We start from the raw sequence: 12,454 nt of genomic DNA on the forward strand, positions 1-12,454 counted from the left end.
GGCTTCACATCAATAAATTATGAAGTTAATCATAAAAGTAGGAAAAATTACAATTTGCGGTTGTAGTTTCCTTGTTTGATATCATGTCCGGTCGATTACCCGAAATCAGGTAGGGGCGGGTTCACCAATAATATCTGCCAATAATTGACAATCTCAAAAACCCGCCCGGCCGGGATATTATGGTCAATCATCGGACATGATATGAAGAGTGTTTCAAGAAAATTCCAGCGGTTGAATTCTGCTGCTTGCGAGCAAGCAGCAGGAAACTCGAGCTTACAAGCTAACAGGCGAGCTAGATGATGGATTTAACCCGCTTTTAACCAAAATTCAAAAAAATTGCAGGTGCCGTCACTTACTAATTGATGATTTCACCACAATTATTTTTTTTATCCTGATAGCAGAGTACAGACTGCGTATTAAGAAGGGGAAAATACAAACACCAAAATTTATGATGCGCGTTTACTCTTCCATCCTGATGTCAAGCCTGTTACTGAGTGCTGGCGCAGTTAATGCTCAAAGCTTAGAAACTCGATCGACCTTTTTTGCTCAAGACAACTCTGCTCCAGAAATTTTAACCAATCGAGCTGAGACTCAAAGCTTGTACGATAACGACCAAGATACGCCGCCACGACCAGGGGATGGGAGGAAAGATAAAGCCTAAAAAAGCGATAATTGCAGGGAATTAGGGGGAGAATGGGAGAAGAGAAAATTGAGATAAGAAGAGAAAAATTGAATATTTCGAGCCATTAATTGCGGACTTACGTACTGCGTAGCAAAAAAACCGATTTTTCAGCCGTATTTGACGACTCAAAGCATAATTGTTCGCTATTCCGATTTTTTGGCCAAGCGTCCTCAAGATATCAGACACCACCAACGGGCGGGAAATGTTGCACTCAAAAAAAAAAGAAAGGTAAAGCGCGAGTAGGAATCTTACGCTTTACCTTTTTTTTTTCAACTTTTGCAGCTTTAATCTTCTTCTGCAGCTTCGCCACCAACAACGACATCGCGAATCCGCAAACTCGGGCCGCCGCAGCCGACGGGCAAACCGCTTTGTCCTGCCTTGCCGCAGCCGCCGGATTCATCCCAGTAGAAATCGTCGCCGATCGCCTCAATATCAGCTAAAGTGCTGAAAACATTACCCGAAAGAGTAACATCCCGCACCGGATTGTCGAGTTTTCCGTCGCGGATCATCCAAGCTTCGCCGGCACTGAAAGTAAACATTTCGCCGTTAGTCATGCCGCCTTGCCAATTGCGCGCATAAACTCCTTCTTTGATACCAGAAAATAAGTCAGCAACTGGCGTGTCACCGCGTTCGATCCAAGTATTCGTCATGCGGACGATCGGCGGATAATGATAATTCAAACAGCGAGCATTGCCAGTAGGCGTTTCTCCCAATTTGCCCGCCGTTTCCCGCGAGTGCAATCGCCCGACTAAAGCGCCGTCTTTAATTAACTGAGTAGTAGTCGCGGGAGTGCCTTCGTCGTCGTAGAAATAGCTGCCCCGGTGTCCTTCTGGCGATGCACCGTCGAAAATTTGCAAGTTTTCTGGGCCGAACTGGCGGCCGAGGGTCATAATTTCCAAAATGTCGGGATTTTCGTAGGCCATGTCGGCTTCGGAAAGGTGTCCGAAGGCTTCGTGGACGAATAATCCGGTCAAAATTGGGTCGATGACGACGGTGTAGGTGTTGCCTTGGACGGGGGGTAAGGCTAGGGAATCTACGGCTCTCTGGGCGGCGCTGCGAACTTGAATATCGAGATCGGTTAAGTCTTCGTAAGCTTTGCGGGAACCGGTGGTTTCGCGGCCGGTTTGTACGGTTTCCCCGCTGCGGGCTGTGGCGGCAAAGCGCATTTCCATGTCTGCCCAACCTTGTTCGAGCATGGTGCCTTCGGAGGTGGCGAGGATGATCCGCTGCGTGCTGTCGCCGTAGCGCACGGAGATTGTGGCGATGCGCGGGTCAATGCTGCGGAGAATGGCCGCGTAGCGATCGCACAATTGCTTTTTGTCAATTAGGGGAACCAGACGGGGGTCTGTTCCTGTCAGCGGCAGCAAGCAAATGTCTTGTACTGGGGTGACAGGTGCCAGAATCGTTTCTTCTTCGCCGATCAGTTTTGCCGCGGCGATGGCTTCTTCGATTCTTTCGGCGAGGGTGGAAAGTCGGTTAAAACTGGCAAAGCCCCAGCCGCCTTTGTGACAAGCCCTGACTTGGCCGCCAATTGAGACTCCTTCGCTGAGGGTTTCAATTTTTTCGCCCCGCAGCAGGATGTCGGTGCCTTCGGCTTCTTCCAGTCGAATTGCCAGATAATCGACTTGGTTGCGGTAGCGTGCCATTAAGTCTGACAGCAGATTTTTCGAGTCGGCGATCGAGGTGGGCATAAGGAAAGCGCGGTGTTTAACTTACTTCATTTTGCACTTTTGTCAGGGCGATCGTCCAAAATATCGCCCCAAGCGCGGAGATTGCGACTTATTGGTACGGTTCTGCCAATATCGTTAGTTGACAAATGTGGATATCCTGTGAGTTAGGAGGAAGGCGCAAGAAATTATGCGGGATTTTTCGATCGTGCTGGTGCTTGACCCAGCCCAAAAACGGATACCGTGCCACGTACTCCTGTCGTGGAAAGATAAAAATTTTAGACCAAAGTTCAATCTCCCAGATTGCATCTGTGGGGTAAATCTAAAATCTAAAATCTAAAATCTAAAATCGACTGACTCCTAACTCCTGAACTTTCCTATACATAAATACTTCACCCTTCATGCCTCCGAAGGTGGGTTTATAACTGTGAATACTTACTTTTTACCGACAATAAGCGAAATTTTAGCCTCCGAAGGCCAAGAAAATGACATCAGTCTCTTTGATGCTAAGTTGGCGGGAGAAAACAACCGCCATCGGTGTCCTGCAAGCCGTGGGGCTTCTCGGCTGAAAGCTGAACAGGAATGGTACGGGGCGATCGCAGCTTTGAATCAAATGCTCGATCGGCAAAAAGCAGGACAGAAAACAGATGCCGATCGAGCAAATTGTCGATCGACAATCCCCAATTCCTGTCAGGGATTGGTGTTGTCGGGCCCGTCTTCGGTTTTGACTCACCCCGCTTTGGCCAACGGCTTTGCCAATTGGATTTTTACCAGTATTCCCGACAACGATGCAGCTTTGTGGTCTTTTCGGGCTAGACAAACTTTAGCTTTAATGCCGGCGGCTGATGTGCAAACCTCGGTGCCGGCAGCGGCCCCGGCTTTGGCTTTGGCAAGTGGCGATCCCCTAGCGAACGAGCAGTTTTGTTTGGTTTTAACTGCTAGTTTTAGCCTGGTGATGGTTTTGGGTGAAAATTCTGCGGGAATTCCGGCTTTTCTATTTTCTTTCGATCCGCAAGTAGTCGCCAAAGCTTGGGAGGTTTTGCGGCGCAGGGTGACTGAAAGCGAATGTTTGCTTGCCAATTCTGACGGTAGCTTCAATTTACCAGTTAGCAAATTAACTAATAATTCTACTAAATTAGACGCGCTGTTCCAGCAGTTTTTGCCTGTGGAGCCGAATTATCAAACAGTCATGCAGTTCAGCCGCTTGCTGTTGCATAATTTGCCGGTTGGGAAAGATGAAGCAGGCAGGATAAAAGATGAAAGAAGTGATGATGGTTTGAACCATAGACATCAAAAGTTATCGCCTACAGATATCAACTGCAAATCTCCAATTCCTCTGGCTACTAAAGAGGTGGAATTGCTACAGGCGATCGCCCACGAAGTCCGCACTCCTTTGGCTACTATCCGCACGCTGACTCGGCTGCTGCTGAAACGTCCCAAACTCGATGCGGTAGTGGTCAAGCGTTTGGAAACGATTGATGCTGAGTGTACCGCTCAGATCGATCGCTTCGGTTTAATTTTCCGCGCCGTGGAATTGGAAATGTCGCAAGCTAAAAATTCTGGCGTGCAGCTAACAGCAATGTCCCTCGGTGAAGTGTTACAAAATAGCATTCCCCGCTGGCAAAAACAGGCTGCTGTGCGAAACCACACTTTGGAAGTTATTGTGCCGAAAAAGTTGCCGGCGGTAGTCAGCGATCCGACGATGCTGGATCAGGTTTTAACTAATTTGATTGAGAATTTTACTCGAACTTTGCCTTCCGGGAGTCGCATTCAGGTGGAGGTGACATTGGCGGGCGATCAGTTAAAGTTGCAGTTGGAATCGGAACACTTACCTGAAGGTAATGTCGCATCGACTTTTGCAGCTAAGGCGAATGCTCCTTTGCGATCGATCGGGCCTTTGTTGATGGTGCAGCCGGAGACGGGAAGTTTGAGTTTAAATTTGAGCGTGACTAAGAATTTATTTCGGGCTGCTGGCGGGAAGTTGGTAATTCGCCAGCGACCCCAAAAGGGCGAGGTGATGACGGTATTTTTGCCGTTGCAATAGTCAGTTGTCAGTTGTTGGTTGTCAGTTGTTGGTTGTCATATCAATTGCGGTTGCATCGGAATAATTTAACCGCAGAGGACGCAGAGAACGCAGAGGAAGAGAAGAGAGAGATTAATAATATCGGTCAACAACGGACAACGGACAACGGACAATGGACAACGGACAACGGACAACTAACCTTCAATCAATTAAAATCTCAATGACAAACTCCGTTCCTTCTCCCGGTGTAGAAAAACAACTCAGTTTGCCGCCGTGTTTTTCTTCTACAATTTGACGCGCGATCGCCAGTCCTAACCCCGTTCCTTTGCCCACATCTTTAGTGGTAAATAGATGGTCGAAGATCCGATTTTTCACCTCTTCTGACATTCCTTTTCCGTTATCGGCGATGGAAATTTTTACTTTTTCACTTTCTACTTTTGTCCGAATAGTGATGTGATTCGGATGGGCTTGAATATCGGCAAAACTCCGTCCTTGATTCGAGTCTTCTAAGGCATCGATCGCATTTGCTAACAAATTCATAAATACCTGGTTTAATTGTCCCAAATAACATTTTACTTTGGGAATATTGCCGTAGTCTTTAATGATTTCAATTTCCGGATGCTTGTCGTTCGCTTTCAGGCGATGGCGTAAAATCATCAAAGTGCTATTGAGGCCTTCGTGAATATTAGCCTCAACTTTATGGGCCGTATCGGCGCGAGAGAAGGTGCGGAGGGAGGTGCTGATGTTTTTGATGCGCTCGCATCCTATTTTCATGGAACTCAGCATTTTGGGTAAATCTTCTACTAGATAATCTAAATCTATTGCCTCTGCTTTCTCAATCAATTCTGCTTCCGATGGCGGAAACTTTTCTTGATAGAGGTGCACATAATCAATTAAGTCTTGGACTCCAGCATGAGCTTCATTAATGTTCCCGGCAATGAAACCAACGGGATTGTTGATTTCATGGGCAACCCCAGCCACTAGATTACCTAATGCTGACATCTTTTCACTTTGGATCATGTGCATCTGAGTTTGCTGAAGTTCATTCAAAGTCTGCTGCACTTGGTGATAGAGGCGGGCATTTTCCAGAGCGATCGCCGCTTGACTAGAGAGAAAATTCAGCACTAGGAGGCGATCGCGACTAAACACTCCACTGGTTATCCGATTTTCTAGATACAAAATGCCGACCAAATTCCCCTGATTTAGAATTGGCAAACCCAGCAAACTCTCTGGTTGGTGGTGCTCTAAATAATCGTCAATCACAGGCAGATCAGTTTTGAGGTGATCGATGGCAACTGCTGCTAGGGTGTTTTTGACATACTGGATTAATTTAACGGGAACGGTGGGATTGTTCTCTAGGGGTTCCGTTTGCAGGCTAATGTTTTCCCACGTAGCTATCGCCCGCACTTGCCATTGTTGATCTTGGCACAGCATCAGTACACAGCGATCGGCTCCAGAGTTTTGTAGCATGGTTTGGCTCAGAATTTGCAGCAACTCATCCAGGTCGATCGTGCTGGAGATGACTTGGGAAATTTGCAGCAGGGTCGAAAAATCTAGAGCCTGGTTAATGGAGGTGCTTGAGGCAGTGTGATGGGTGATCGAAGGAATTGAGTAGGTGGGATTGGTGAGGGTGGATAGGGTTTCTAAAATAGTGAAGGGTTGGACGCACTGTTGTAAGATGGGGCGCAGCAGATCGGGATAACGTTTTTCTAGGTCATCGGTTTTGGCTTTTGCTCCCCAGCGAGCGTAACAATAGTAAGCTTCCTGCATATAGCCTGCAGCGACTTTTTCTTTGCCCCAGCCGAGGTAGAATTTAGCGGCGAGTTCGTGGGCGAGGGCTTCTTCGTTGAGGAATTGGTTTTCTTTAGCGAGTTGAATGGCGCGATCGTACAACTCAGCAGCCGGCCATTTTTCTTCAGCAACACGAGCCATCTCCGCCTCTAAAAGCAGAAATTTGGACAGACAGTTTTCAGGACAGTTGTGTGCCCATATTTGAAGTTGTTGCCGATTATTCTGAACAACTTCTTGATAATCTTTGGGTTGTTTTTCCGGTGCTTCCCCATAAATTTGCAAGACAGTCAAAGACTGATAAAAACAATGCAGAACACGTTGAAATTGTCCATAAAGTGTATTAGAAAACTCGGCGCCGGCTACTAACATTTCATAAGCCTTAGCATACTCACCATAGGTAAAAAACAAAAATGCTTTAGCGAAATAGTAAGTGCTACTGCCATAGCCATAGCCAATTTCATTGAATGTTGCTAGCGCCGACTCTTCATCAAATGTTTCAGAGCTAAGGCTATACTTCCCTATCGTTAGCCCTTGCAAATTCTCTAGGAGCTTGCACTGAAGAATTAGGGCAAAGGCTGTCGTAATCTCCGTTCGTTCCGCAAAGCTGATGTACTTTTCATGTCGAGCCAGCAAACTGTGAATATCGCTTGAGACGATCGCCTGCTGCCAGAAACTGAACAGAGCACTGTGATGACACCAAGAAAAATCGCCTACCTCCATTGCCCCCTGATAAGCAGCTTGTTGCAGAACAAGATTGGAACTGACGTGCTTGCGCCAATGGTTGATAAAGTTACCGAACGACATATAAATTTTGCCATTCAGGGTGGTGTTATGAAATTTTTCATTCACCTTCAACCCTAAAAGTCCAAACTCATAGCCCAATTCATAGTCTTGAAAGCGTTGGCAGAGAATTGTTCCATACCAAACATAAACAAAACCCGCCACATTTGTATTCCCGTATTGCAAACAGAGATTGGTCATGTGTAAAACAACCAACACTAACAACTCCTGATTAGTTAGGTAAGTGGGCGGTACCATGTTCATTAGCAGTTTGATCAGCATTTGGCGTTCTTCATCGACAATGAGCGGTGCGTCGATTAGTCCTGCAACTGCGCGCTGATTTAAGGTTTTTTTAACTTCCAGAGCCATCCCTTCTAACTCTGCTTCATTTGGCATAATCGCCAGTTCTAAGCCTAACAGTTCCAGGCCTTCAATTCCTACCTGAATCGCCTTTTGATACAGAGCCTTATTTTGATAATGAGTTAGCTGAATAGCAATAATTTTTGCTCGATCGAGACTCGAATTGGCATAACTAAATGCGATTTGTATCAAATTTTCAGCTTGCTCAAAATTACCTGCCAAAAATTCAGCCTCAAGGCTTTCTAAATACATCGTAAATGTTAATCTATAGGCAGACTCCCATTTATTACCAGGTAGGAAACTTAAACCGAAAGCAAGATATTTTATCGCCGATTCATAAGCCGTTGAGAGTTTGGCTCTCTGCCCTGCAAAGAGGCTGATTTTAGCGAGCTTGGTTCGTTCTTCTTGCTGCGTTATTAGCTCCGAGCCAATAATAAAATGATTAATAATATCGAACACTTCTTCTCCTCTTTCAACCTCAGAGAAATTCGGAAGAAGTAACTGTCCTATTTTGAGATGGGTGGCTTGCTTTTGGTCATCAGGAATTAATGAATAAGCAGCTTGCTGAACCCGATCGTGGAGAAATTTGTAGTGAGGTAATTGAGCGGCGGTATTGGGCAAGTTGGGGGTGCTTTTCCCCTCTTCTTTCCCTATATAAAACTTATAAATTTCACTAGTTGGTAAGATGAATCCTTCTTGCAATGATTTCCATAAATCGGCAGCAGTTTCTTCCGGCGACTTCTCGCTGACTACCGCCAATGTATTCAAATCAAACTGCGCTCCAATGCACGCAGCCAACTTCAGCACATCCTGAGTTTCTGGCGGTAACTTCTGCAATTGCACCGCCATAAACTCCACTACATCATCGGTAATAGTGAGGGCTTTGACTTTGGCGATATCGCACTGCCACCCCCCTGTTACCCGCCTCTCTCCCCCCTGGAAAAAGGGGGTGGAGTTAAACGCAATCAGCCCATCTTCCTGTAGCGCCCTGAGAAATTGCGTGGCAAAAAATGGATTGCCTTTGGTTTTTTGATAAACTAACTCGGTTAATGGCTGAGCAAGAAGGATCTCGCACGAGAGCGTATCTGCTATCAAATCGTTAATATCGACTTGACTCAGAGGTTCTAAGGTAATAGTATTTACCGTTACTTGGGATTTTTCCATCTCTGCTACTGCCAACATAAATGGATGAGCCGGAGATACTTCGTTATCTCGATATGCCCCAATTACCAGCAAATTCTGACTATCTTTTTCACTCATCAACACTTGCAAAAGCTTCAGGGATGCTGAATCTGACCATTGCAAATCATCCAAAAAAATCACTAAGGGATGTTCTTTTGTAGCAAAAACCGAGATAAATTTTTGAAATAGTAAATTGAAACGGTTTTCGGCGGCACTTCCCGAAAGTTCCGAGACAGGCTGTTGTTTGCCAATAATTCGTTCCAATTCAGGAATTACTTCTACAATAACTTGACCGTTTTCGCCAAGAGCCTTGATAATTTTCCTTTGCCATCGTTCTAGCTGAGCGTCGCTTTCTGAGAGTAATTGATCCATTAAATCTCGGAAGGCTTGCACAAAAGCACTAAAGGGAATGTTGCGTTGAAATTGGTCGTATTTGCCTTTGATAAAATAACCGCGTTGCCGAACTATGGGTTTGTGAATTTCGTTGACTACAGCGGTTTTCCCAATGCCGGAAAATCCGGCAACTAGCATCATTTCCCTGCGGGATAAGTTCGAGGCCGCCCAGCCGCCGTTAGTAAGGGGTGAGTCTTCTTTTCCCTCGTTTCTCTGGTTCCCAGCCTCTTCTGGGGAACGAGATTTAGAGGGGTTGGCTACTCGATCGAATGCTGCTAATAATGCAGCGACTTCGGTTGCTCTGCCGTAGAGTTTTTCGGGTATGATAAAGCGATCGCAAAAATCCCGCCGCCCAATGGCAAAACTCTCAATTTTACCTGTCTCATTGAGTTGTTGCCAACATTTTTTTAAATCCGCTTTCAGCCCTAATGCACTCTGATAGCGAGATTCGGCATTTTTTGCCATCAATTTGCTGACAATTTCCGAGAGGACAAGGGGTATTTCGGGATTAATTTCACGTACAGATGGCGGGTGCTGGGCAATATGACAGTGGATCAATTCCATCGGATCGGTGGATTGAAATGGCAATTTTCCTGTCAGCAATTCGTAAAAAGTTACACCTAATGAATAAAAATCTGTGCGGTAGTCAAGGCCGCGATTCATCCTTCCTGTTTGTTCGGGAGATATATAGCTGAGTGTTCCTTCGATTACGTTGGGACTCATCAGTGTTTGAGTTTCTCGCGGCAGCAAAGATGCAATACTAAAGTCAATCAGTTTGACTTGTTTAGTCTCAGGATTAATCAGAATGTTGGCGGGTTTAATGTCTTTGTGAATGATGCGGTGGCGGTAAAGTATATCTAATGTATTGCTTAGATCTATCGCAATTTGGAAAAAATCAACCAGAGATTGCACGGTTTTTCCTTTCCCCGTCCATTCCTTCAGAGAAATTCCCCCGAAGTCTTCCACAATCAGCGCATAGCCGTTGCGGTAGGGTTCCAAGCTGTAGGTTTGGATAATTCCGGGCAAATTTAGGTTTTTGGCGATCGTGTATTGATTGCGAAAATGCAAGAGTTCGCTGAAGCTGGGATACTCGTTTCGCAAGACTTTGATGGCGACCGGTTTTTGGTCCGAGAGGCGCGTTCCGCGATAAACTAGGGTGCGAGTGCCTGAATAAATTCGAGCGAGAATTTGATAGCCAGTTAGTTCTATCATAACAATAATTATTTTGCTGTTAAAATATTTTGTTTTACTATTATAATCTAGTGCAAATCACATTCTAGCTTCGTATTAATACTTAAAAATATAACAAATTTCGCAGCCCGCGAACAGCTAACCGTTAACAGTTAACCGAATTCGGTTAACCGTTAACAGTTAACCGAATTCATTTAACTGAATTCATTCTGGCTTTTAAGGCATCTCGCGCTTGTTCTCGATCGTCAAAATGAACTTTTTCGGTGCCCAAAATTTGATAATCTTCGTGTCCTTTCCCTGCAATCAGCACGCCATCTCCCGGTTTAGCGTCCATAATAGCAGTGCGAATTGCAGCGGCTCGATCGCACATCACGATCAGCTTTACTGTGGCGGGAATTCCTGCTAAAACATCCTCCAAAATGCGATCGGGATTTTCAGTGCGCGGATTGTCGGAAGTAACAACCGCTAAATCGGCTAATTGTGCAACGATTTTACCCATGATCGGCCGCTTAGTGCGATCGCGATCGCCACCGCAGCCAAACACGCAAATCATCTGACCCGGAATAAACGGCCGCGACGCCTTCAACAAGTTCTCCAAACTGTCGGGAGTGTGCGCGTAATCCACAATAACGCTAATATCTTGGTCAGGACTAATTTGCACCCGTTCCATCCGTCCCGGAACTCCAGAAAACTGAGATAATTTCTCCACAATTGCGGACAAATCTAAACCCAATTCTAAAACAGCACCGACAGCAGCCAACATATTTGATAAATTGAACTGACCGACTAAAGGCAAAGAAAAAGCTGTTTCACCCTTCGGAGTGTGCAGCATTCCCTTAACTCCATTGGGCTGATACTCCAAATCAAAAGCATACAAATCTGCGGTTTTCAGAACAGTGCTATAACTCCAAACTAGGTCGGAATTTAAACTTTCAACTATCCGCTGTCCGTAGGGATCGTCAATATTAATGATAGCGCGATTTTTGAGGTAATCAGAACCAAATAAAAGCGATTTTGCCTCAAAATAATCTTCCATATCGCGGTGATAATCGAGATGGTCTTGAGTCAAATTTGTAAACACAGCAACTTCAAAACTACACCCTAAAACTCGCTGCTGCGCTAAAGCGTGGGAACTGACTTCCATCACGCCGTGTTTGCATCCGGCTGCTACAGCTTCTGCTAATTGTTTTTGTAGGTCAACTGCAAAAGGTGTGGTGTAAAGTGCAGTTTGTTGGAAGCCCGGCCAGCGAGTGTAAAGCGTACCGAAAATCGCCGTCGGCAACTGCGTTTCATTGAGCAAAAATTCGATTAAATGAGTGGTTGTAGTTTTGCCATTAGTCCCGGTAACGCCGACAAGTTTTAATTTGCTAGCTGGATTGCCGTAAAAAGCAGTTGCTATTTGACCGCAAACTTGAGCCATATCCGCTGCTGCGATGACGCAACTACCCCCGTCTTCGGAAGGTGTCTTCTCGGCGGCTTGAGTGGAAATTATGGCGGCAACTGCACCAGATTCGATCGCACTTTGCCAAAAATCTCCCCCATCAACCCGAGTTCCCGGCATTCCCAAAAACAAATCCCCCGCCTGACAAGCGTGGGAATTAGTGGATAAACCCTTGACTTCGGCATCGAGGGCGGGATGTTTAGCATCAAAGGAAATGCTGGGAACTGCTGCTAATAATTCTCTCAATTTCATCTGAAAAACTCCTCACTTGGATGTCTTGAATATGACTGGCGGAACACATTGTTTGAGCCACTATTTACAGGTTTTTGTTGTGCGCGGTGCAAACCCTAGGGGTTTTTATATGCGGGCTGTAAAATCTATCGGCCTAGAGTAAGCTGCACACCGAGCACCCCGAAGTCAGGATTAAAACCTGAGTTTTTGGGTGAATCGTATTATTGTGACCGATCAATTTGCAAATATTTCTGTAACATTTGCTCCAATTGGGCGACACTACAGCGGGGAGAAGGACGGGGTAACACTTCTTCAGGGGAGAATGCAGCCTCGCCAGCAGAATTTATTGGCTGGGGCTGCACTTTAAACAAAACTGGAACTTCGTACTGATAAGCTTGAAACCAGTCATCGCGTTCGGTAATATCTCTGACTTCGAGTTGAAACTTCAGGCTTTCAATCTGTTCGAGTTTTTCTTGCAACCCTTCGCACAAGTGGCATCCGGGTTTGCTGTACAAAATCAATCGCATCATAACAGTAAGATTAAACTCGATATTAAATTCTCAAACCTGCGATCGCCAGTTGGCGAACCCAACGCGAGTAAGACACAACTCACGGCTTTATTGGTCGCAATGCGCGATCGAAGTTATCTTAGCATTGGGAGCCAACAGATTACCGCGCTTGACTATCTCTTTCTTCTCTTCCTCTGTGCCCTC

General features: G+C 45.7%; 6 protein-coding genes. 2 read left to right on the forward strand and 4 right to left on the reverse strand.

Features of this window, described 5'->3' with window-relative positions; genetic code table 11:
* The first annotated feature begins 448 nt into the window (after positions 1 to 448).
* A complete protein-coding gene (gene patX, locus QUB24_RS10740; protein WP_333153165.1) occupies positions 449 to 661 on the forward strand; it encodes a heterocyst-inhibiting protein PatX in 213 nt (70 codons plus the stop codon).
* A 305-nt stretch (positions 662 to 966) separates the two neighbouring features.
* On the opposite strand, the gene QUB24_RS10745 is transcribed toward patX, so the two are convergent.
* Positions 967 to 2,373, reverse strand: coding sequence for a TldD/PmbA family protein (locus tag QUB24_RS10745; protein ID WP_333153166.1), 1,407 nt, complete (start codon positions 2,371 to 2,373; stop codon positions 967 to 969).
* A 403-nt stretch (positions 2,374 to 2,776) separates the two neighbouring features.
* On the opposite strand from QUB24_RS10745, the gene QUB24_RS10750 reads away from it, so the two are divergent.
* Positions 2,777 to 4,393, forward strand: coding sequence for a HAMP domain-containing sensor histidine kinase (locus QUB24_RS10750; RefSeq protein WP_333153167.1), 1,617 nt, complete (start codon positions 2,777 to 2,779; stop codon positions 4,391 to 4,393).
* Positions 4,394 to 4,573: 180 nt separating this feature from the next.
* Here the strand turns inward: QUB24_RS10750 and QUB24_RS10755 are convergent, their stop codons facing one another.
* From QUB24_RS10755 to QUB24_RS10765, 3 genes are all read right to left on the reverse strand, one after another.
* Positions 4,574 to 10,090: an AAA family ATPase gene (locus QUB24_RS10755; RefSeq protein WP_333153168.1), complete on the reverse strand. Its 5,517-nt coding sequence runs from the start codon at positions 10,088 to 10,090 to the stop codon at positions 4,574 to 4,576.
* 169 nt (positions 10,091 to 10,259) lie between these two features.
* A complete protein-coding gene (locus QUB24_RS10760) occupies positions 10,260 to 11,762 on the reverse strand; it encodes a UDP-N-acetylmuramoyl-L-alanyl-D-glutamate--2,6-diaminopimelate ligase (protein ID WP_333153169.1) in 1,503 nt (500 codons plus the stop codon).
* Between the two features lie 200 nt (positions 11,763 to 11,962).
* Entirely contained in the window at positions 11,963 to 12,268 is a 306-nt protein-coding gene (locus QUB24_RS10765) for a glutaredoxin family protein (RefSeq protein WP_333153234.1), read from the reverse strand.
* Between the last annotated feature and the right edge of the window lie 186 nt (positions 12,269 to 12,454).

This window comes from Microcoleus sp. B9-D4 (genome assembly GCF_036705105.1).
Taxonomy (GTDB): Bacteria; Cyanobacteriota; Cyanobacteriia; order Cyanobacteriales; family Microcoleaceae; genus Microcoleus.